This window comes from Corallococcus sp. AS-1-6 (assembly GCF_020037015.1).
Classification (GTDB): domain Bacteria; phylum Myxococcota; class Myxococcia; order Myxococcales; family Myxococcaceae; genus Corallococcus.
Genome location: NZ_JAIQDE010000001.1, coordinates 487,712 through 507,533 on the forward strand (window position 1 = coordinate 487,712; position 19,822 = coordinate 507,533).

The following is a 19,822-nucleotide window of genomic DNA, read 5'->3' on the forward strand; positions in this document are numbered from 1 at the left end:
CCGTGCTGCCCAAGGACCTCATCCGCCGCATCCGCAAGCTGGAGATCCGCACCCGCAAGGTGGTCTCCGACATGCTGGCCGGCCAGTACCACTCGGTGTTCAAGGGCCGCGGCATGGCCTTCTCCGAGGTGCGCCAGTACCAGCCCGGCGACGAGATCCGCTTCATCGACTGGAACGTCACCGCGCGCATGAACGAGGCCTTCATCAAGGTCTTCACCGAGGAGCGCGAGCTCACGGTGATGCTCCTGGTGGACGTGTCCGCCTCCAACGAGTTCGGCTCCAAGGACCGCACCAAGGCGGAGGTCGCCGCGGAGGTGGCCGCGCAGATCGCCTTCAGCGCCATCGCGAACAATGACCGCGTGGGGCTCATCCTCTTCTCGGACCGGGTGGAGAAGGTCGTCCCGCCGCGCAAGGGCCGCATGCACGTGCTGCGGCTGGTGAGCGACATCCTCACCTTCAAGCCCAAGGGCCACGGCACGGACCTGTCCGCGGGGCTCACGTACCTGACGCAGGTGTCCAAGCGGAAGGCGGTGACGTTCCTGGTGTCGGACTTCATGGCCACGGGCTACGAGAAGCCGCTGCGCCTCGTCGGCCGCCGCCACGACCTGGTGCCCGTGGTCATCGAGGATCCGCTGGAGCACCGCTTCCCCGCCCACGGCCTGGTGGAGATGGAGGACCCGGAGACGGGCGAGCGCTTCGTCGTGGACACCAGCTCCACCGCCGTGCGCGGCAGGTTCATGCGCGCCATGCAGGCCCAGCGCGACGAGCGCCGCAAGCTGTTCAAGAAGCTGGAGCTGGACCACGTGGAGCTGCGCGCCGGGGATGATCACGGCAAGGCGCTGGCGAACTTCTTCCGCGCGCGGGCCCGGAGGATGGCGGCATGAGACACGCGCTCGTCCTCGCGGCCGTCCTCCTCGTCGGCTCGCCGGCCGTGTGGGCCCAGGCCCCGGCTCCTGGCGCCCCCAAGGCCCCTGTCGCCCTGGAGACGGTGGCGCCCACGGGCGCGTCCGCGCGGGTGGAGCCGGAGTCGGTGCACATCGGCGAGCCCTTCACCTACCAGGTGACGCTCACGCACCCGAAGGACCAGCGCTATGAGCTGGTGGCGCCCACGGGGGAGGGCCCGGTGGAGCTGCTCCAGCAGACGCGCCAGCGCCAGGACCAGGCGAACGACGCGACCACGACGTTCGGCCTGCGCTTCTCCGCGTTCGAGCTGGGCGACGTGCGGCTGCCGGACCTCACCTTCGACGTGGCGACGCCGGAGGGGCCGCGCCGCTTCGTGCTCAAGGGCAAGACGGTGGAGGTGACCTCCACGCTGCCGCCGGACGCGCAGGGGCAGGGCGCGGAGCTGTTCGACTATCAGCCCCCGCAGGAAGTGCCCATCCGCTCCTGGACGCTGCTCTACGTGCTCGCGGTGGTGTTGGCGGTGGCCGTCGCGGCCTGGCTGCTGGTGCGCTGGTGGCAGCGCCGGCCCAGGAGCGAGAAGCTCGTCCCCGTGCTGCCGCTGGACGTGCGCGTGCGCCAGTCCCTGGACGCGCTCAAGCGCGAGGACCTGCCCGGCCGCGGCCACGTGAAGGACTTCTACTTCCGCCTCTCCGAAATCGTGCGCGGCTACCTGGGCGAGCGCTACGGCTTCGAGGCCCTGGAGTGCACGTCGTCCGAATTGATGGCGTCCCTGCGCCGGCTGCCCACGCCGGGTCTGCCGGAGGACGCGCTGATGCGCTTCGTCTCCGAGTCGGACATGGTGAAGTACGCCCGCGCCGACGCCTCCCCCGAGTCCTGCAATCAGGCGCTGGCCTTCGGCTACGACCTGCTCGCCAGGACGTACGTTCCTCCCGCTCCCCCCAAGCCCGATGCTGCCCCCGGACCTCGCGTTCAATAACCCGGAGGCGCTCTGGGCCCTGCTGCTGGCGCCGCTGCTGCTGGCGCTCGCGTTCTGGGAGCGCAAGCGCCGCGCCACGCTGCGCTTCTCCGCCGCGCACGTCTTCGCGAAGGGCGGGCGGGGCTTCCGCACGTACCTCCTGCCGCTCCTGCCCATCCTGCGCGTGGCGGCGGTGGTGGCGGCGGTGGTGGCCATCGCCCGGCCGCAGTCGCGCGACTCGCGCGTGCGCGACCTGTCGGTGGAGGGCATCGACATCGTGGTGGCGCTGGACCTGTCCACGTCCATGGAGGCCGGTGACTTCCGTCCGCAGAACCGCCTCAACGTGGCCAAGGAGGTGCTGACCGACTTCATCTCCGGCCGCGTGAACGACCGCCTGGGCCTGGTGGTGTTCTCCGGCGCCGCGTACACGCAGTCCCCGCTGACGCTGGACTACGGCGTGCTCAAGGAGGTGCTCAAGCAACTGCGCACCCGCGTGCTGGAGGACGGCACGGCCATTGGTGACGCCATCGCCACGTCGCTCAACCGCTTGCGCGACTCCGACGCGAAGAGCCGCGTGGTGGTGCTGATCACCGACGGCGACAACAACGCCGGCAAGATCTCCCCGCTGGACGCGGCGAACATGGCCGCGTCGCTCCACATCCCCATCTACACCATCCTCGTGGGCAAGGGCGGCAAGGTGCCCTTCCCGCAGGGCACGGACCTGTTCGGCAACACCGTGTGGCGCGAGACGGAGATCCCCATCAACCCGGAGCTGATGCAGGACATCGCGGACCGCACCGGCGGCGAGTACTACCGCGCCACCGACCCGGAGGGCCTCAAGCAGGGCCTGCAGAAGGTGCTGGACGCGCTGGAGCGCTCCAAGCTGATGGAGGGCGGCGCCAGCGCCACGTACAAGGAGAACTTCCACCCGTTCCTGCTGGTGGCCTTCGGGCTCGCCGCGCTGGAGCTGCTGCTGCGCGCCACCGTCCTGCGGGTGTTCCCATGATGCCCACGGTGGAGGCCTGGCGCTTCACGCTCCTGGGCTATCAGGTGGGCCTGGCGCAGCCGCTGTTCCTGGGGCTGCTCCTGGTGGGCCTGCTCCTGGGGCTGCTCGCGCTGCTCAAGGCGCTGGGCCGCAGGACGCGGCTGTCGGCGCTCATCGCGGAGCGCCACGTGACGGCGCTCGCGCCCGGCGTGTCCGTGTGGCGGCCGGCGGTGCAGGGCGGCCTCTACGGGCTGGGGCTGATGCTGTTCGGGCTCGCGCTCGCGCAGCCCCAGTGCGGCACGAAGAGCGAGCTGACGAAGCGCCGGGGCATCGACGTGGTGGTGGCGCTGGATGCGTCCAAGTCCATGCTCGCCAGGGACGTGCAGCCCAGCCGGCTGGACCGCGCGCGGCTGGAGCTCAACACGCTGCTGGACGAGCTGAAGGGCGACCGCGCGGGCCTGGTGGTGTTCGCGGGGGACGCGTTCGTGCAGTCGCCGCTCACGTCGGACTACTCGGCGGTGAAGCTGTTCCTGCGCGCGGTGGATCCGGACGCGATGCCCCAGGGCGGCACGAACGTGGGCGCGGCGCTGCGGCTGGCCAAGCAGGTGCTGGACAACGCGGACCGGGGCTCCAAGGAGCGCGTGGTGGTGCTGCTGTCGGACGGCGAGGACCTCACGGGCGACGTGCGCGAGGCCACGGAGGCGCTCAAGGACGCGCGCGTGCAGGTGCTCGCGGTGGGCGTGGGCTCGGACTCCGGCGAGCCCATCCCCGTCTACGACCGGCGCGGCGAGTTCGTGGACTACAAGAAGGACTCCAACGGCGACACGGTCATCACGCGCCTGGACCGCGCGGGCCTCACGGCCATCGCGGACGCCACGGGCGGCGCCTTCTTCTACCAGCCCAACGGCGTGGCCATGGGGCAGGTGGTGGAGCGCATCGACCAGTTGCAGAAGAGCGAGCTGGAGAGCCGCGTGACGGTCCGCTACGACGAGCGCTTCCAGTGGTTCGCCGTCCCCGGGCTGGTGCTGCTGGTGCTGGGCATGGCGCTCATCCCTTCGCGCCGGAGGGCCGCATGAGCACGCAACCGATGCGGCGGCGCGCGGCGCGCGCGATGGCGGTGGGGCTGGCGGGGCTGCTGGCGCTGCCGGGGCCCGCGTGGGCGGTGGGGCCGCTGGAGAAGGACCACCCGCTGGTGCAGCGCGGGCGCGAGGCCTACGCGGCCGGACGCTACGAGGACGCGCTGAAGGACTTCGAGGCCGCGAAGAAGGAGCGGCCCAATGATCCGGCGGTGGAGTTCAACCGCGCGGACGCGCTGGCGAAGCTGGGCCGCAACGCGGAGGCGCGCGAGGCCTTCAAGCAGGTGGCGGAGTCCTCGCGCCAGCCCGACCTGGCGCAGAAGAGCTGGTACAACCTGGGCAACCTGGCGGCCACGTCGGGCGACCGCGCGGAGGCGCTCAAGTCCTACCGCAAGGCGCTCACGCTGGACCCCACGGATCCGCAGGCCCGGCACAACTACGAGGTGGTGCTGCGCGACCTGCCTCCGCCGCAGAACGGCCCGGATGGCGGCACCGACGGAGGCCAGGACGGCGGCAACGACGGCGGACGTCCGGACGCGGGCGAGGATGGCGGCCAGAAGGGTGACGGCGGCACGCCGCAGGACGGAGGCCAGGACGGCGGTCCGGATGGCGGCGCGGACGGTGGGGCCGACGGAGGCGAGGACGGCGGCGGCCAGGATGGTGGTCAGGACGGCGGCGCGGACGGAGGCGGCGGCGATGCCGGCCCCGGCGACGGTGGCGCGGACGGGGGCCAGGACGGCGGCAGCGGCGACGGGGGCTCCCGCGACGGCGGCGCGGACGGTGGGGCCGACGGAGGCCAGGACGAGGGCGAGGGCGACTCGCGCGATGGCGGCGCGGACGGCGGCAGCGAGGGCGAGGAGGAGACGGAGTCGAAGCCGCGCGACGGCGGAAGTTCGCCGGGCGACGTCGACCGGCAGGAGGCCGAGCGCCTGCTGGATGCGATGAAGCAGAACGAGAAGAATCTCCAGCTCTGGCGTTTCCAGCAGAAGAAGAAGCAGAGGAAGCCCAATGAGAAGGACTGGTAGCGGGCGCATGGCGCTGCTCGCCGTGCTCGCCCTGCTGGCCACGGCGCCAGCGTGGGCGGCGGACATCGAGTTCTACCAGACGGTGGATCGCACCGAGGTGGGCACCGGCGACACCTTCAAGCTCACCGTGGTGGTGGTGGACGCGCCGTCCAACGCCCAGGTGCGCCTGCCCGAGTCCAACGACTTCGAGGTGCTCTCCTCGTCGCGCGGCAGCCAGCGCTCCATCTCGTTGTCCGGCGGCGGCCCCGCCGTCATCCAGGACATCACGCGCCACGAGTTGCTCATGCGCCCGCTGCGCGCGGGCAGGCTCACCCTGCCGCCCGCCACGCTCACCGCGGGAGGCCGCACGTACCGCACGGACGCCGTGCAGTTGACCGTGCGCGAGGGCCGCGTGGGCAACGCGCCCCAGGCGCAGCAGGGCGGCCGGCCGCAGTTGCCGGATCCGTTCCGCAACTTCCGCAACATGCCGGACCCGTTCGGGGACGACGACTCGGACCTGCGGGACGACGAACCGGTGATTCCGCGCGGGGACTCGGACCTGTTCCTGCGCGCGAGTCTGGACCGCGACGACCTCTACGTGGGCGAGCAGGCCACACTGTCGCTCTACATCTACTCGCGCGTGGACCTGTCCAGCGTGGACGCGGTGACGATGCCCAAGCTGGAGGGCTTCTGGACGGAGGAGGTGGAGAGCCCCACGCAGCTCACGGGCGAGCAGAAGGTGGTGGACGGCATCCCGTACCGCGCCTACCTGCTGCGCCGCCGCGCGCTGTTCCCGGTGAAGTCCGGCACGCTGCTCATCACCCCGGCGGAGGCGGACATCACCACGGGCTTCCTCTTCGCGGGCCACCGCGTGCACCGCGTCTCCAACGGGCTGAAGGTGAAGGTGCGGCCCCTGCCGAACGGCGCGCCGCCCGACATGTCCAACGCGAACGTGGGCTCGTGGCGCCTGTCGCTGGACGTGTCGCAGACGCGCGTGGAGCTGGGGCAGCCCATCACGGTGAAGGTCATCCTGGAGGGGCAGGGCAACGTGAAGAACGTCACCCCGCCGAAGCTCACCGGCCCGGCCGCGCTGAAGATCTACGAGCCCACGACGACGGACCGGCTCACGCCCAACCGCAACCGCATCCAGGGCCGCCGCGTGGTGGAGTACCTGGTGATGCCGCAGCGCACGGGCACCTTCACGTTGCCGGAGCTGCGCTTCCCGTACTTCGACCCGTCGCGGCGCCAGTATGAGACGGCGCGCACGGACCCCGTGACGCTCACCGTGGAGGCGGGCGCGGGCGGCGTGTCCTCGCTGCCGTCGACGATGACGCCCTCGCAGGTGGCGGACGCGGCCAACGAGCAGAAGAACGTGCTCGCCACCGGGGGGCTGCGTCCGGTGCGCGCCCGGGCCCACTTCGTGGGGCCGTCCCAGCCCGTGTGGATGCGGCCCTTCTTCGTCGCGGGCGTGCTGGCGCCGCTGGGCCTGCTGGCGGGCGTGGCGCTCGCGGGCGGCATGCGCGGCCGGCTGGCCACCCGCTCGGAGGCGGGCAAGGGCCGTCAGCAGGCGAAGGCCGCGCGCAAGCGGCTGGCGGAGGCGGAGAAGCTCAAGGCGGGCGCGGACGCGGGCGCGTTCTACGTGGAGGTGGAGCGGGCGATGGTGGGCTTCCTGGCGGCCCAACTGGGCCTCCCCGTGGGCGGGCTGACGCGCGAGGCGCTCGGGGAGAAGCTGGCGGCTGCGGGCGTGGACGCGGAGCGGCGCGCGCGCGTGCTCTTCGTGCTGGAGGCGTGCGACCTGGGCCGCTACGGCGGCGGGGTGGAGCCGGGCGAGCGGCGCAAGGTGCTGGCGACCGCGGCGGCGGTGATGGAGGGCTGGGCGTGATGAGCGACGCGGCGACGCAGGGCTACTACACCGCCGAGGAAGCGGAGGCCGTCTTCCAGCAGGCCAACGACGCGTATGGCCGCGAGGACTACGCCAGCGCGCAGGCCCAGTACGAGAAGCTGCTCGCCCACGGCTTCGGCGGGCCGGACGTGCTCTACAACCTGGGCACCACGCACCTGGCCCGGGGCGACCTGGGCCGCGCGGTGCTGGCGCTGGAGCAGGCCCGGAAGCAGGGCGGACGCGCCGAGGACCTGGAGGCCAACCTGGCCCTGGCGCGGGCGCGGCAGGTGGACAAGGTCGTGGGCGCCGCCGCCGACGAGGCCTTCCTCCCCCGGCTGGCCGCCGCGACGGACGGCGCGGCCGTGGCCTGGGTCTTCTTCGTCGCGTGGCTGGTGGGCTTCGCGCTGCTGCTCTTCCGGCGCGCCTTCCCCTCGATGCGGAGCACGGCGGTGGCGGTGGTGGCCGGCCTCTGCCTCACGGCGGCGGTGCCGGCGGCGCTGCTGTTGGGGGCGCACATCTGGGTGCACCAGAACGTGCACGAGGCCGTGGTGTTGGCGCCCACGCTGGTGGCGCGGGAGCTGCCTCGCTCGGAGGGGCGCTCGCTCTTCGAGGTGCACGCCGGCCTGAAGGTGCAGCTCCTGGAGGAGACGGGGAAGTACGTCCGCATCCGCCTGCCCAACGGCCTGGAGGGCTGGGCCGAGCGCGACGGCGTGGCCGAAATCTAGGCGGGGCCGGAGCGACCCTGCCCGGAGGGAAAACCGGCAGGGGACCGCTTTCGTACAGAGGGCTGCCGGGAGGCGTCGCTTCGCTGGACGCCGCCAGGGCAATGGCCTACGAGGGGCCCCGAGGAATCATGGCTGGCAACGCGCAAGCGCCATTCCACATCCTGCTCGTCGAGGACGAGCCCGTCATCCGCGAGCTGGTGCGCTCCATGTTGAGCGACGGCGCGGTGGACGTGGTGTGCGCGGCCAATGGCCTCGAAGGCCTGAAGCTGGCCCGCGACCGCGACTTCCACCTCATCCTGATGGACGTGGTGCTGCCGCAGTTGGACGGCGTCTCCGTGTGCCGCATCCTGAAGAGCGACCCGGTCACGGCGAAGGTGCCGCTCTACATGCTCACCGCGAAGGCGAAGAAGGCGGACGTGGAGAGCGCGACGCTGGCGGGCGCGGACGGCTACATCCACAAGCCCTTCCGCGGCGCGGAGCTGATGGACCTGGTGGAGCGGCTGCGCGCGGCCCGCTCGGCCGCGGACTGACGCGCTCCACCGGCTGCCTTACGGCAGGTGGGGGTGGAGGAAGCGGGCCAGGGCGATGAGGTCGTCCCAGTCCAGCTCGCCGAACTCCAGCGCGACGCCGTCCACCTCCCGGCGGCGGATGGTGCACATGGTGACGAACTCCCGGTCGCCCGGCAGCGGCAGGGCGATGGTGAGCGCGCGCTGCGAGTCCGCCGGGTGGGCCTGGAGGAACAGGCCGTTCATGGAGATGTCGCGCGCCTGCGCCGTCACGGTACGGCCCGACAGGAGCACCTTCACCTGGAGCCGGGCTTCGACGCGCGGGTGATAGCGCTCGCGCTCGTTCGGACGGGGACCATTGGAGGGGTTCATCATCGGGGGCTCACCTTCGGGTGCGACAGGACGCGACAACTGTGAAGCAGGTTGGCGCGGTGGCAAGTTTTCGGGTCTTCCCCAGCCGTCCCGCGCCGTGGACGTGGAGCGCGCGCACTGGAGACGCCTGACGCGAAGGTGATGGAGCGCGCCCCTGTCGTTTCAAGGGGTTGGCCCCTGGCACGGACGGTGGAAGGCAGCCCCGGCGAATCCCTGCCGGAGGCACCCCTTGGAAGACCGTCGCATCCCGTCGTTGAGCATCGCCCCGTCCATCGCGCGCCAGACGCCGAAGACGGAGTTCGGCCCCACGCTGGCGCGAGCGGCGCGCGAGGTGGTTCGCACGGGCGCGGGGCTCGTGGGCGGCATGTTGCCGTCGGGGGCCATCTCCAGCGCCGTGGTGTCCTCGCTGGCGGGCACGGTGTCCGCAGCGGTGCCGGCCGAAGCGGTGTCGTCGGTGCCGGCGGCGGGCGGCGCTTCCGCGATGTCGGCGCGCGCGAGCACGGCGGGGATGGCGGCTTCGACGGGGAGCGCGGCGGCGGGGCAGGGGGACGCGTGGGACCTGCTGGAGGCCCAGAAGCTGATGGCCGCGGACGGCCAGAAGTTCAACATGGCCTACCTGTCGCTCCAGAACGAGATGCAGAAGGAGAGCCGCGAGCACAACGCCCTCTCCAACATCATGAAGGTCCGCCACGACTCGGCGAAGGCCGCCATCAACAACATCCGCTGAGGCGCGTTCGCGATGGCCATCGACAAGTTGGGAGCCGTGGGCGGCGCGGGTCCGTCGCCCGCGGTGGAGTCCGGCAGGGAGACGTTCGGCAAGGTGCTGGAGGGTGTGCGCACGCCCCCGTCGCGCCCCGTGCCGGTGACGACGGAGGGGCCGCCGAAGCCGGTGCGCACGCCCACCGAGGCCACCGCCGGCACGTCGCGTGCGGACGGCGTGGAGCGGGCGAAGGCGGGCTGCGCGGAGGTGAAGCCGGGGGCCCGCGTGGACTCGGCCCAGGCCGCGCGCGGTCAGCAGGCGGTGGAGGTGCTGGACCGGGTGGGGCAGGCGCAGCAGCGGCTGGACCACATCCTGAAGCTCGCCGAGTCCGGCCGCACGTTCAGTCCCGCTGAGCTGCTCGCGCTCCAGGCCCACGTCTACCGCGCCAGTCAGGAGCTCGATCTCGCCGGCAAGGTCGTCGAGAAGGCCACCGGCGGCGTCAAGCAGGTCCTCCAGACCCAGGTGTGAGGAGTCCTCTCTTCCATGCGTTCCGCTCCCCTTCGTTGTCTCTGTCTCCTCCTGCTCCTGGGCGCCTCGGCGTGCCGGGAGCGCATCCAGCACGGCCTCGACGAGCGTCAGGCCAACGAGCTGCAGACGGTGCTCGTCGAGCGGGGGCTCGACGCGCGCAAGGTGCCCGAGCCGGGCAAGAAACCCACCTGGGCCATCGAGGTGACGGACGCGCAGTCCTCGGACGCGGTGCGCATCCTGGCGGAGCTGGGGCTGCCCCGGCTCGCGGCGGAGACGGGCTGTGACGTGTTTGGCGGGAGCGGGCTGGTGCGCTCGCCGCTGGAGGAGCAGGTCTGCCGCGTCCGGGGCATGGAGCGGGAGCTGGAGAAGACGCTCCAGACGGTGGACGGCGTCCTGCTGGCGCGCGTGCACCTGGTGGTCCCACCGCCGCCGAGGCCGGGACAGGCGCCCGCGCCCTCGAAGGCATCGGCCATGCTGCGCACGGCGCCCGGCGAGGCAACCCGCGTCCGCAAGTCGGCGGACACATTGCGTGAGCTCATCGCGGGAGGCGTGGAGGGGCTGTCACCGGAGGCGGTCTCGCTGCTGGTGGACGAGGTGACGACGCACGTGGAGGCGCCGTCCCCGAAGGGAGGTCCCGTCCCGCTGCGGCTGCGCGTGGTGCTCGCCCTGCTGGGCGTGCTGGTGACGGGGCTGTCCGGAGCGCTCGTCTGGACGACGCTGCGCTGGAGGCACTACCGGGCCCTGTCGGAGCAGCCGCCCGCGGCGCCGCCTGCACCGCCCACGCCCGCGAGGCCGGTGGTGACCCCGGGCTCCACGCGCAAGCTGGCCTGAGCACGCGCCATGGACGTCACACGTGTGGGACGGGTGCTGCGCCAGGCCCGGAAGCTCCTGCCCGCGAGGAAGGAAGCCCCGCGGGCCACGGTGGCGGAGGTCACGCTGCCCGCGCTGTCCCTGCCGTTGGAACGCATCGCGCTGGTCGTCTGTGTCCTGGCGCGGGACCGCGCCGCGGAGCTGCTGGGGGGACTGGTGGACGCCGAAGCGGGCAGGGCGCTGCGCCACCTGGAGCGCTTCGCCGCCATGCCCTCCGCCCAGCGGCAGGCCAAGGTGGCGCTGGAGTTCGGCGAGCGGGCGGACGGCGCGCACCGTCTGGCCCTCTTCCTGGAGGCAGCACCCGAAGCCCTGCGCCAGGAGGCCCTCCGCGGCCTTCCGCCGTACCACCGCAGCCGCTTTCCCCAGTGGGAGGGCGCCGCATCGCGAGCGGATGCTGCTCCGGCCCTGACCGCGCTGGCGGAGCGGCGCATCCGCGAAGCCCTGCGCTGAGCGTCCCCGGGCATGGAGGGCCATCCCGAAGACGGACCTCCACCCCCTGCCAACACCTTGATTCCACGAGCCGGCCCCCTGGCCACGGCCGTGCACAGGGGACGTGTGTCCCATCGCCGTCCTGGAGCTCCGGATGCAAACGAACCCAGTCAGGTCCCCCAGCGCCGCGAAGAAGCCCACGCGACCGTTCCGCCCGGGAGCGCGCCGGCTGACGCGCGCCCACCTGGTGTTGGACCAGCGGCCCCAGGTGGGGCGCTGGGGCGCGGAGCTGCTGCGCGACGTAGGCGCGGCGCTGTCGAGGGACCTGGGGGCGGCGGTCAAGGTGGAGGGGCACCTGGTGCCGGCGGCGGTCCAACCGGAGCGCGAGCTGGCGGTGGGAATGGTGTTCGCGCTGGTGGAGCTTTCGGCGGGGGGCACCGCCATCGTGGAGCTGGAGGTGCCGCTGGTCTTCGCGGCGCTGGCGAGGCTGGCGGGGACGGGGCCGCGGCCGGCTCCCGTGGCGGAGCTGACGCGGCTGGAAGAGTCCACGCTGGTGTACCTGCTGCTGTCGGCCCTGGCCGCGATGCGCGGGCAAGGCGAATGGGTGCGAAGGCTGGGACCTCGTCTGTCCGCGGTGTCGATGCGGCGCGCTGACGTGCTGACGCGGGTCGACCCGAGACAGCCCTATGTGGCGGTGTTGCTGACGGCGACGGTGGAGGGCGCGACGGTGGGCGGCCGGGTGCTCCTGCCCGCCCGTGCCGTGCAGACCGCGTTCCAGGAGCTGCCCGTGGAGTCAGCAGGCGCGGTGGCGCCCCAGGTGCTGGCGGCGTCGATCCCCGCGCGCTGCCTCATGGGGCGCAGTCCATTGCAGGCCTCGGCGGTGGATGCGCTGGCCGCGGGAGACGTCGTGCTCATCGAGGGCGTGCGTCTCCGGGACGGTCGGGTGGAGGGCCAGGGCCAGTTGATCACCCGGGGCTTCGCGCTCCGGGGTGGGTTTCTCGCGGAAGGATTTTCGACGGGGAGCGTGCACTCGCGCGCGGCCCGACAGGAGTCGGACATGGTGGCGACGAACAAGCGGAGCGAGGCGATGCCGCCGCTCCCGGTGGATGTGGAGATCGAGCTGACCCGGTTGATGTTGCCCCTGGCCGAGCTGGCGGCGCTCAAGCCGGGCACGTTGCTGCCGCTGCACGTGAACGCGAGCAGCCCGGTGCTGTTGCGCGTGGGCGACCGCGTGGTCGCGCGCGCGGAGTTGGTGGAGATCGAAGGCGAAGTGGGCGCCCGCATCCTGGCGTTGCTGCCGTGAGCGCAACCGTGAACACGCTGCTGTCCTCCTTCTCGCCCCGCGGCAGGTTGCTGTTCGCGTCGGCCCTGCTCGTGGGGCTGGCGACGCTCGCGCCCCTGGGGGGCCTGTCGCTGGTGGGCACCTCGCGCCTGCTGATGGGCTCGATGGCGCTGGCCGGACTGGGCTGGGTGCTGCTTCGCAAGGGAGGCGTGGCCAGGAGTGCCGACGCGGCCTCTCCGGCGCCCTTGAGCATCGTCTCGAGGACGGGGCTTTCCCAGCGCTGTGGCCTCGCGCTCGTGGAAGCGGAGGGACGGCGGTACCTCGTGGCCTACGGCGACACCTTCGCGCAGATCCATGAGACCCACGCCAATCCCATGCCGGCGATGAAGTCCCGGTTCGACCTGGACCTGGAGCCGACGGTGCTCTTCCCCCGTGCGCGACAGCCCAGGACGGCGTGCGGCGCGCTCCGGAAGCGGGGTGGGGGATGAAGGCCCTCGGATGGGGATGCGGCGTGCTCCTGCCCGCGAGCGCCTTCGCCGCGGAGCAGTCCCTGTCGCAGGCGTCCTATGCCGGCAGCCCGCTGGCGATGATGGGGATGCTCGCGCTCCTGTCGCTGCTGCCGTTCGCGGTGCTGATGCTGACGAGCTTCTCGAAGATCGCCGTGGTGCTCTCCCTGGCCCGCTCGGCGATGGGCACGCAGCAGGCACCGCCGACGCTGGTGCTCACGGGGCTGGCGGTGGTGCTGACGGGGCACATCATGGCGCCGGTGATGGAGCGCATGTACGACGCGGGACAGGCGGCGTACGACGAGGTGCATTCCGGAGCGCAGGTCCTCTCCGCCGCGAAGCAGGTGACGGAGCCCCTGCGCGCCTTCCTCATGAAGCACGGCGGTCCGGAGGAGCGGGCCCGCTTCGTGGACCTGGCCCGCGAGCTGCGTCCTCCGGAGGAGTCCGAGCAGGTGCAGGAGACGGACCTGTTCGTCGTCATCCCGGCCTTCGTCATCACCGAGCTGAAGGAGGCCTTCCAGATTGGCTTCATCGTCTTCCTGCCCTTCCTGGTGCTCGACATGGTCATCGCCAACGTGTTGCTCGCGTTGGGCATGCAGACGTTGTCGCCGGGCCAGGTGAGCCTGCCCTTCAAGATCCTCCTCTTCGTCGCCGTGGATGGCTGGGCCCTGCTCGCGCGGGGACTCATCCTCGGCTACCGGTGACGCCATGACCCAGGACGTCCTGCTCACCCTGGGGCGTGAAGCCCTGCTGTTGATGGTGCTCGCGTCGCTGCCGCCCATCGGCGCGAGCCTGCTGGTGGGCTTCCTGATGAGCCTCTTCCAGGCGACGACCCAGTTGCAGGAGAGCACGCTGTCGGTGGTGCCCAAGCTGTGCGCGGCGGTGCTGTCCCTGGTGCTCGCGGGGCCGTGGATCGCCGGACAGCTCACGCGCTTCACCCACCAACTCTTCATGCTCATCGCGGAGGTGGCGCTGTGAACCCGGAAGCGTTGGGCGAACAGCTCCTCGCCCTGGGGCCGCACATGGTCGCGGTGGCGCTGTGCGCGGCGAGGCTCGTGCCCATCGCGTTCCTCTGTCCATTGCTGGGAGGCCAGGCCGCGCCGACGACGGTCCGGCTGGGACTGGTGCTCGCGCTCTCGCTCTTCCTGCACGTCGAGGCGGGCGTGGAGTTCCGCGGCACGGTGGAGACGCCGGTGGTGATGGCGGCGCTCGTGGTGCGTGAGCTGGCCTACGGCGTCTCCGTGGGGCTCGTGGCCGCGCTGCCCTTCGACGCGGCGAGGATGGGCGGCCGGTTCATCGACCTGTTCCGGGGAACCTCCGCGGAGGCGAGCCTGCCGCAGGCGGGCAGCCGTGAGTCGGCCACGGGCGACGCGCTGTACCACCTGCTGGTGGCGCGGGTGGTGTCGGGCGCGCTGTTCCCCGTGGTGCTCTCCGCCCTGCTGCGAGGCTTCGGAGTGGTTCAACTGGGGGCCTTCGTGCCCACGGAGGCCTCGGCCCTGCACGTGGTGGTGATGGTGGGCGGCGCCATGGCCACGGGGCTCGCGGTGGGCGCCCCGGTGGCCGCCGCATCGCTCGCGGTGGACTGCTTCCTGGGCATGGCTTCGAGGGCCGCGGCCCAGGTGAACCTCCAGGAGCTGGGGGCTCCGCTGCGCATCCTCGGAGGCGGCGCGCTCTTGTGGCTGGGCGTGGGCCTGCTGTGTGAGCGGCTGCTCGCGGGCGTGGCCTCGACGGAGGGCGCGCTGGCGCTGCTGGGCGAGGTCTCCCGGTGAGCGGCGAGAAGACGGAGCAGCCCACCGCGAAGCGGCTGCGAGAGGCCAGGCGCAAGGGGCAGCTTCCGCGCAGCCGGATGTTGACCTCCAGCGCGACGACGCTGGGCGGGCTGCTGGGCTTCATCGCCTTCGCGCCCGAGGGCTTCGCTCGGCTGAAGGACTGGACCGCGCGGTTGATGCTGGAACAGACCGCCGCTGGCGCCTGGGAGGACGGGGCCTGGGCCGCCGCGCGATTGTGCGGCCCTGCCCTGGGCGGAGCGCTCGTGGCCTCGCTGGCGGTCTCCGTGGCCACCGTGGGCTTTGAAATGGACGCCCGCCATGCCGCGCCGAAGCTCGAGCGCATCAACCCCGCCGCGGGCCTCAAGCGCCTCTTCAGCGTCCGGCCGCTGCTCGAAATGGGCAAGGCGCTGTTCGTGGCGGCGCTGCTGGGCCTCATCGTCTGGAACGAGGTGGAGGACGTGGGCCCCGATGCCTTGCGGACCGCGTGGCTCGAGGGGACCCGGGGAATGGAGTTCCTGGTCGGCCGATTGGCGGCGCTGGTGACTCGACTGGCGTGGGTGGTGCTGGGGTGCGGCGCCGTGGACTACGCGCTCGCCCGCCGCCGTCACCTGCGCGAGCTGATGATGACCCGCGAAGAGGTCAAGCGGGAGCACAAGGAGAGCGAGGGCGACCCGCGTCACAAGGGCCAGCGGCGGGCCCTGCACCGCCAACTGGCGCAGGGCGGTCCGGCACGTGGAGTGCAGAAGGCCACCGCCGTGATCGTCAACCCCACGCACATCGCGGTCGCGCTCCGCTACGACGCGGGCGAATGCGACGCGCCCTACCTCGTGGCCAAGGGCCGCGAACAGGACGCGCTCGCGCTCAAGGAGGAGGCGCGCCAGCGGGGCATCCCCGTGGTCCGGGACGTGCCGCTGGCCCGCAGCCTCATCCACTTCGACGTCGGAGAGTCCATCCCCGAGGAGCTGTACCAGGCGGCGGCCGTCGTGTTGCGGACCGCGATGGAGCTTCGCGAGCCGGACGACCGTCCACGGAGACAGACGTGATGCCCCCATTCCTGAAGGTCTTGCTGAAGGCCCGTCAGTCCTCAGACGTCGTGCTCGCGGTGGCGATGGCGGCGGTGCTGGGGGCGCTCATCATCCCGCTGCCGGCATGGCTCCTCGACATGGGGCTCGCGGTGAACCTGGCCGCGGCGGTGGCGCTGCTGGTCGCGGCGCTGAACGCGAAGGACGCGCTGCGGGTGACGTCGTTCCCCACGCTGCTGCTCTTCACCACGCTGTTCCGGCTGTCGCTCAACGTGTCGTCCACGCGTCTGGCCCTCTCCGAGGGCCACGCGGGCGAGGTCATCCAGGCCTTCGGCGAGTTCGTGGTGCGAGGCGACTACGTGGTGGGCGCGGTGGTGTTCGCCATCCTCACGCTGGTGCAGTTGCTGGTGGTGACCAAGGGCGCCGAGCGCGTGGCGGAGGTGTCCGCCCGCTTCACGCTGGACGCCATGCCCGGCAAGCAGATGTCCATCGACGCGGACCTGCGCGCGGGCGCCATCGACCAAACGGCGGCCCGGCGCAGGCGGCGCGACCTGGAGCGCGAGTCCCAGATGTTCGGCGCCATGGACGGCGCGATGAAGTTCGTGAAGGGCGACGTCGTCGCGGGCCTGGTCATCGTCGCGGTGAACCTGCTGGGCGGCACCCTCATCGGCGTGTTGCAGAACGGCCAGTCCTTCTCCGAGGCCGCCGCCACCTTCGCCCTCATCGCCATCGGCGACGGGCTCGTGTCCCAGGTGCCCTCACTGTGCATCGCAGTGGCCGCGGGCCTCGTCGTCACGCGGGTGGCGTCGGAGAAGGAGGAGGACTCGCTCGGCACGGAGATCGGCTCGCAGTTCTTCGGTGACTTCCGCACGCTCGCCACCGTCGCGGGCCTGTGCGTCGCGCTGGCCTTGATGCCGGGCATGCCGCACCTGACCTTCCTCGCGTTGGCGGCGGGCCTCGGCGGGCTGGGGTATGCGCTGCGGCGCAAGAGCCAGTCACCGGAGAAGTCACCGACGAAAGAGGGCGCCTCCCCGGAAGCCGCGATGCCCGCTGGCGCCGCGGGCAAGCCGCCGGAGAGCGCGAAGGCACCCGTGGGGGTGACGCCGCTCACGCTGGACCTGTCCTCGCAGTTGACGCCGCTCGCGGAGGCTGACGGAGGCGCCTTCGTGCACACCGTGCTGAACGCCGTGCGCGACGAGCTGTTCTTCGAGCTGGGCGTGCGCATCCCTGGCATCCGGGTGCGGACCCACGCCGCCTACCTGGGCCCGGGCGAGTACCGCATCCTGCTGGACGAAGTGCCCGCCGGTGGCGGCGTGGTGCAGCCCGGCGCCCTGTACGCGCTCGTTCCTCCCGGCGAGCTGGCCTTCCTGGAGGTCCAGGCGGAGGCGTCGGTGGAGCCCGCCAGCGGGCGGCCCATCAGCCGCGTGGGGGAGGGGGCCCGTTCCCGGCTGGAGCTGGCCCAGGTGCCGGTGCGCAAGCCCTCGGAGCTCATCGCGGACCACCTGCGGGCCGTGCTGCGCCTGCGCGCCGCGGCGCTGCTGGGACTCCAGGAGGTGCAGGGACTGCTGGAGGGACTGGAGGCCCAGTCGCCCGTGCTGGTGAAGGAGGCGCTGCAGAAGGTGCCGCTGCCGCTGCTGGTGGACGTGCTGCGGCGGCTCGTGCAGGAGCAGGTGAGCATCCGCGACCTGCGCGCCATCCTGGAGGCGCTCGTGGCGCCCACCACCGAAGGCGACGCCACGGCCCTGGCCGAGCGCTGCCGTCAGGCCCTGCACCGCTACCTGAGCCACCAGTTCGCGCCCACGGGCCCGCTGTACGCGTACCTCGTGGACCCGGAGGTGGAGGAGGTGCTGCGCGCCAGCGGTCCCCGGGGGCCCGCGCCGGAGCCGGAGCGCATCCTGGAGATTCTGGAGGGGGTGCGGCTCATCGCCAACGGGGGCCGGGCGGTGCTGCTCGCGGCCCCGGACATCCGCCGGCCGCTGCGCAAGCTGTGCGAGGGACCGTTCCCGGACGTGGCGGTGCTCACCTACGGTGAGCTGGACGGGGACCTGCAGATTCGCCCCATCGGCCGGCTGTCGCCGGTCGCCGTGGGGCGCTGAAGCCTAGAGGGTGCCGGTGCCGCTGCTGCCCTTGAACTCGGAGGAGGGCGGCAGGTCCGACTGGGCCTGCAGCGGCGCGGGGCGGTTGACCCGGTCGCGCAGCTCCTTGCCCGTGCGGAAGAGCAGGCCGCGCTTGGGCTTCACCGGGATGACCTGGCCCGTCTTCGGGTTGCGGCCCTGGTAGCCCTGGTAGTTCTTCACGTGGAAGGCGCCAAGCCCGCGGATCTCGATGTTCTCCCCGCGGCAGAGGGCGTCCTTCATCGACTCGAAAATCGTCTCGATGGTCGCCTCCGCCTGCTTCTGGGTCACGCCTCGTTTGGCGACGAGGATGTTGATCAGATCGGACTTGAGCATCGGACGCTCCCGCAAACCCCGTGACCCCTTGGTGACAGGGCTCTCTGGCCCGTGGTCGAGTCCCGAATACATAACAGAACACCTCCTCCTTGCAAGCCGGGTAGGCTCCCAACCCTCTAAAAACGTTACGGATTTCCGCCGCTGGCCGCTGCCTTGGGGGCCTCTGGGGCGGGCGGGGCGAGCAGCCCCGGGCGCAGCGGTGTCACCAGGTCCAGCCACCGGGTGCGGCGCAGCAGGTCGACCCCGGCACAGTCGGCCGCCTGGAACAGCGGTTCGAACTGTTCGAAGCCCGGGGCCCTGGGCCCCGTCCAGGTCTCCGGGCCGCCGGAGATCATCACCCCGTGCACGGCGAGCGTGGTGTCGGCGAGGGTGATTTCGGCGGGATCCCTCGTGGGGCGCAGGCCGCCCCGCCGCGCCCGCTCCAGCAGGCGGGCCTCCACCAGACGGTCCACCACCTCGTGCACCAGCGACTCCGGCACGCGCAACCGAGTGGCCAGCTCCCGGGGCAGGGGCGGGGTGCGGCCATCCACCCAGCACAGGGTGACGTCCTGGGCGACGCGCGCGGCCACCAATTCGTGCGCGCGCGGGTGGCCGCCGAAGGCGAAGAGTGAGTCGCGGAAGGAGACGTGCTCCACCGCGTAGGACAGCCGGGCGCCGAACAGCATCACCAGCCAGCTCACGTACACCCAGGCGAGGAACAGGGGCAGGGCGCCCAGCGACGCGTAGAGGGGGTTGTAGAGGAAGCTGCGCGCGGCGAACTCGGCGTACACCTGCTTCGCCAGCATCCAGCCCAGGCCGGCCACCAGTCCGCCCGCCAGCGCCGAGCGCACGCGCACGTGGGCATACGGCGTCCAGAGGTACAGCAGCGTCAGGCTGCCCATGGCGATGAGCGTGGTGCCCACCCCGATGAACAGCGGCGCGGAGGGGGCGTAGGTCTGCAGGAGCACGCGGACCCGGCCCGTGCCGGAGAAGGAGATGGCCAGGAAGATGGGGCCCAGGAGCAGCAGGCCCGCGTAGATGGCCAGCCGCGTGAGCCACGGGCGCTGGCGCCGGATGCCCCACAGCTCGTTCACCGCGCCGTCGATGTGGCGCAGCAGCGAGCCCGCCGACAACAGCACCGCGAGGAAGCCCACGCTGCCCACCGCGATGGAGTCGCCCGGGTGCAGGAACCGGTCGAGCAGGGCGGCGGACTCCTCGCTGACCCCCGGCGCCAGCACCTCGGAGATGACGAAGCGCAGCTTCCGCTGGAACTGCTCCTGGTGCAGCGTGCGCAAGAGCACGATGCCCACGGTCAACAGCGGCACCAGCGAGAACATGCTGATGTACGTGAGCGCGGCGGCGCGCAGGCGCAGGTTCTCGCCCATGAAGCCGCGCGCCACGGTGCGCCCCGCGAGGAAGATGTCCGCCGCGAAGCGGCCCGCCGACGTGGCCCCGAGGGGCGCCCACGCGCGGGCCGCTGTCTGGACCGCCCAGGCCCGCGCGCGCACCAGCGAACGCCGCACGCCCCACGACAGCTTCCGGAGCCTCACGACGCCCTCCCGGCGCGCTTCCAGCCCGGTGCGTCCAGGTCGCGGGAGTCCAGGGGCGTGCGAAGGCGCGGAGGCGAGCGGTTCATCCCAGGCGATTCAAATGGGGCCGGGGACTCGAGTGACACCCCCCAGCGTGGAAGTGCCACCGTAGCCAAACCCCGCCCCGCTGAACCAGCCCTCCCACCCCGCCCGAACGGACGGTGTCCGCACATGCACGGACCTCGGCCGCCCGGCTGCCCACCCTGCGAGAGGCCGTGCCCCGGCTCCAATGCGAAAGGCCCGGCGGGATGCACCCACCGGGCCTTCGCGGTCACTCACGGTCCGGACTC

At 72.1% G+C, this 19,822-nt stretch carries 22 protein-coding genes; 19 read left to right on the forward strand and 3 right to left on the reverse strand.

Going from position 1 to position 19,822, the window contains the following annotated elements:
- Positions 1-2: 2 nt before the first annotated feature.
- The 8 genes from K8612_RS02025 (at position 3) to K8612_RS02060 (ending at position 8,060) form a co-directional block, all read left to right on the forward strand.
- Entirely contained in the window at positions 3-884 is an 882-nt protein-coding gene (locus K8612_RS02025) for a DUF58 domain-containing protein (protein ID WP_223761077.1), read from the forward strand.
- Positions 881-1,879, forward strand: coding sequence for a hypothetical protein (locus tag K8612_RS02030; RefSeq protein ID WP_223761078.1), 999 nt, complete (start codon positions 881-883; stop codon positions 1,877-1,879). The genes K8612_RS02025 and K8612_RS02030 overlap by 4 nt, the downstream gene beginning before the upstream one ends.
- On the forward strand, positions 1,851-2,864 hold the full coding sequence (locus K8612_RS02035; protein WP_223739899.1) for a VWA domain-containing protein: 1,014 nt from the start codon (positions 1,851-1,853) through the stop codon (positions 2,862-2,864). The genes K8612_RS02030 and K8612_RS02035 overlap by 29 nt, the downstream gene beginning before the upstream one ends.
- Positions 2,864-3,919 (forward strand): VWA domain-containing protein, encoded by a 1,056-nt coding sequence (locus tag K8612_RS02040; protein WP_223740136.1) that lies wholly within the window; start codon positions 2,864-2,866, stop codon positions 3,917-3,919. The genes K8612_RS02035 and K8612_RS02040 overlap by 1 nt, the downstream gene beginning before the upstream one ends.
- Complete coding sequence (locus tag K8612_RS02045; RefSeq protein WP_223761079.1) at positions 3,916-4,944, forward strand: tetratricopeptide repeat protein; 1,029 nt, start codon at positions 3,916-3,918, stop codon at positions 4,942-4,944. The genes K8612_RS02040 and K8612_RS02045 overlap by 4 nt, the downstream gene beginning before the upstream one ends.
- The gene (locus tag K8612_RS02050; protein WP_223761080.1) at positions 4,928-6,805 is read left to right on the forward strand and encodes a BatD family protein; all 1,878 of its coding nucleotides are present in this window, start codon (positions 4,928-4,930) and stop codon (positions 6,803-6,805) included. The genes K8612_RS02045 and K8612_RS02050 overlap by 17 nt, the downstream gene beginning before the upstream one ends.
- The gene (locus K8612_RS02055; protein WP_223761081.1) at positions 6,805-7,530 is read left to right on the forward strand and encodes an SH3 domain-containing protein; all 726 of its coding nucleotides are present in this window, start codon (positions 6,805-6,807) and stop codon (positions 7,528-7,530) included. The genes K8612_RS02050 and K8612_RS02055 overlap by 1 nt, the downstream gene beginning before the upstream one ends.
- A 128-nt stretch (positions 7,531-7,658) precedes the next feature.
- Positions 7,659-8,060, forward strand: a complete 402-nt coding sequence (locus tag K8612_RS02060; RefSeq protein WP_223761082.1) for a response regulator — start codon at positions 7,659-7,661, stop codon at positions 8,058-8,060.
- Between the two features lie 18 nt (positions 8,061-8,078).
- Here the strand turns inward: K8612_RS02060 and K8612_RS02065 are convergent, their stop codons facing one another.
- Positions 8,079-8,411, reverse strand: coding sequence for a PilZ domain-containing protein (locus K8612_RS02065; RefSeq protein ID WP_373692073.1), 333 nt, complete (start codon positions 8,409-8,411; stop codon positions 8,079-8,081).
- A 226-nt stretch (positions 8,412-8,637) separates the two neighbouring features.
- Between K8612_RS02065 and K8612_RS02070 the strand changes: the two genes are divergently transcribed.
- The 11 genes from K8612_RS02070 to K8612_RS02120 all read left to right on the forward strand — a co-directional run bounded on the left by K8612_RS02070 (position 8,638) and on the right by K8612_RS02120 (position 17,610).
- A complete protein-coding gene (locus tag K8612_RS02070) occupies positions 8,638-9,135 on the forward strand; it encodes a hypothetical protein (RefSeq protein ID WP_223739894.1) in 498 nt (165 codons plus the stop codon).
- Positions 9,136-9,147: 12 nt separating this feature from the next.
- On the forward strand, positions 9,148-9,636 hold the full coding sequence (locus K8612_RS02075) for an ATP-dependent helicase HrpB (protein ID WP_223739893.1): 489 nt from the start codon (positions 9,148-9,150) through the stop codon (positions 9,634-9,636).
- A gap of 15 nt (positions 9,637-9,651) precedes the next feature.
- The gene (locus tag K8612_RS02080) at positions 9,652-10,467 is read left to right on the forward strand and encodes a flagellar M-ring protein FliF (RefSeq protein WP_223739892.1); all 816 of its coding nucleotides are present in this window, start codon (positions 9,652-9,654) and stop codon (positions 10,465-10,467) included.
- A 9-nt stretch (positions 10,468-10,476) separates the two neighbouring features.
- Positions 10,477-10,956, forward strand: coding sequence for a hypothetical protein (locus K8612_RS02085; RefSeq protein ID WP_223761083.1), 480 nt, complete (start codon positions 10,477-10,479; stop codon positions 10,954-10,956).
- A 133-nt stretch (positions 10,957-11,089) separates the two neighbouring features.
- A complete protein-coding gene (sctQ, locus tag K8612_RS02090) occupies positions 11,090-12,238 on the forward strand; it encodes a type III secretion system cytoplasmic ring protein SctQ (protein ID WP_223761084.1) in 1,149 nt (382 codons plus the stop codon).
- Entirely contained in the window at positions 12,235-12,705 is a 471-nt protein-coding gene (locus K8612_RS02095; protein ID WP_223761085.1) for a flagellar biosynthetic protein FliO, read from the forward strand. The genes sctQ and K8612_RS02095 overlap by 4 nt, the downstream gene beginning before the upstream one ends.
- Positions 12,702-13,427, forward strand: a complete 726-nt coding sequence (gene sctR, locus K8612_RS02100) for a type III secretion system export apparatus subunit SctR (RefSeq protein ID WP_223761086.1) — start codon at positions 12,702-12,704, stop codon at positions 13,425-13,427. Before K8612_RS02095 ends, sctR begins: the two co-directional genes overlap by 4 nt.
- Before the next feature lie 4 nt (positions 13,428-13,431).
- Positions 13,432-13,701, forward strand: a complete 270-nt coding sequence (locus tag K8612_RS02105) for a flagellar biosynthetic protein FliQ (RefSeq protein ID WP_223761087.1) — start codon at positions 13,432-13,434, stop codon at positions 13,699-13,701.
- Positions 13,698-14,492, forward strand: coding sequence for a flagellar biosynthetic protein FliR (locus K8612_RS02110; protein WP_223739886.1), 795 nt, complete (start codon positions 13,698-13,700; stop codon positions 14,490-14,492). The genes K8612_RS02105 and K8612_RS02110 overlap by 4 nt, the downstream gene beginning before the upstream one ends.
- Positions 14,489-15,535: an EscU/YscU/HrcU family type III secretion system export apparatus switch protein gene (locus K8612_RS02115; RefSeq protein ID WP_223761088.1), complete on the forward strand. Its 1,047-nt coding sequence runs from the start codon at positions 14,489-14,491 to the stop codon at positions 15,533-15,535. Before K8612_RS02110 ends, K8612_RS02115 begins: the two co-directional genes overlap by 4 nt.
- Positions 15,535-17,610 (forward strand): flagellar biosynthesis protein FlhA, encoded by a 2,076-nt coding sequence (locus tag K8612_RS02120; RefSeq protein ID WP_223761178.1) that lies wholly within the window; start codon positions 15,535-15,537, stop codon positions 17,608-17,610. Before K8612_RS02115 ends, K8612_RS02120 begins: the two co-directional genes overlap by 1 nt.
- 3 nt (positions 17,611-17,613) lie before the next feature.
- On the opposite strand, the gene K8612_RS02125 is transcribed toward K8612_RS02120, so the two are convergent.
- Positions 17,614-17,964: an HU family DNA-binding protein gene (locus tag K8612_RS02125; RefSeq protein ID WP_043321998.1), complete on the reverse strand. Its 351-nt coding sequence runs from the start codon at positions 17,962-17,964 to the stop codon at positions 17,614-17,616.
- 125 nt (positions 17,965-18,089) lie between these two features.
- The gene (locus K8612_RS02130; protein ID WP_370639908.1) at positions 18,090-19,493 is read right to left on the reverse strand and encodes a YhjD/YihY/BrkB family envelope integrity protein; all 1,404 of its coding nucleotides are present in this window, start codon (positions 19,491-19,493) and stop codon (positions 18,090-18,092) included.
- Between the last annotated feature and the right edge of the window lie 329 nt (positions 19,494-19,822).

Bases quoted from the DNA above. Each gene is read 5' to 3' on its own strand.
- K8612_RS02030 (WP_223761078.1), top strand. From the start codon at position 881: ATGAGACACGCGCTCGTCCTCGCGGCCGTCCTCCTCGTCGGCTCGCCG.
- K8612_RS02035 (WP_223739899.1), top strand. From the start codon at position 1,851: ATGCTGCCCCCGGACCTCGCGTTCAATAACCCGGAGGCGCTCTGGGCC.
- K8612_RS02040 (WP_223740136.1), top strand. From the start codon at position 2,864: ATGCCCACGGTGGAGGCCTGGCGCTTCACGCTCCTGGGCTATCAGGTG.
- K8612_RS02045 (WP_223761079.1), top strand. From the start codon at position 3,916: ATGAGCACGCAACCGATGCGGCGGCGCGCGGCGCGCGCGATGGCGGTG.
- K8612_RS02050 (WP_223761080.1), top strand. From the start codon at position 4,928: ATGAGAAGGACTGGTAGCGGGCGCATGGCGCTGCTCGCCGTGCTCGCC.
- K8612_RS02055 (WP_223761081.1), top strand. From the start codon at position 6,805: ATGAGCGACGCGGCGACGCAGGGCTACTACACCGCCGAGGAAGCGGAG.
- K8612_RS02060 (WP_223761082.1), top strand. From the start codon at position 7,659: ATGGCTGGCAACGCGCAAGCGCCATTCCACATCCTGCTCGTCGAGGAC.
- K8612_RS02065 (WP_373692073.1), bottom strand. From the start codon at position 8,411: ATGATGAACCCCTCCAATGGTCCCCGTCCGAACGAGCGCGAGCGCTAT.
- K8612_RS02075 (WP_223739893.1), top strand. From the start codon at position 9,148: ATGGCCATCGACAAGTTGGGAGCCGTGGGCGGCGCGGGTCCGTCGCCC.
- K8612_RS02080 (WP_223739892.1), top strand. From the start codon at position 9,652: ATGCGTTCCGCTCCCCTTCGTTGTCTCTGTCTCCTCCTGCTCCTGGGC.
- K8612_RS02085 (WP_223761083.1), top strand. From the start codon at position 10,477: ATGGACGTCACACGTGTGGGACGGGTGCTGCGCCAGGCCCGGAAGCTC.
- sctQ (WP_223761084.1), top strand. From the start codon at position 11,090: ATGCAAACGAACCCAGTCAGGTCCCCCAGCGCCGCGAAGAAGCCCACG.
- sctR (WP_223761086.1), top strand. From the start codon at position 12,702: ATGAAGGCCCTCGGATGGGGATGCGGCGTGCTCCTGCCCGCGAGCGCC.
- K8612_RS02105 (WP_223761087.1), top strand. From the start codon at position 13,432: ATGACCCAGGACGTCCTGCTCACCCTGGGGCGTGAAGCCCTGCTGTTG.
- K8612_RS02120 (WP_223761178.1), top strand. From the start codon at position 15,535: ATGCCCCCATTCCTGAAGGTCTTGCTGAAGGCCCGTCAGTCCTCAGAC.
- K8612_RS02125 (WP_043321998.1), bottom strand. From the start codon at position 17,964: ATGCTCAAGTCCGATCTGATCAACATCCTCGTCGCCAAACGAGGCGTG.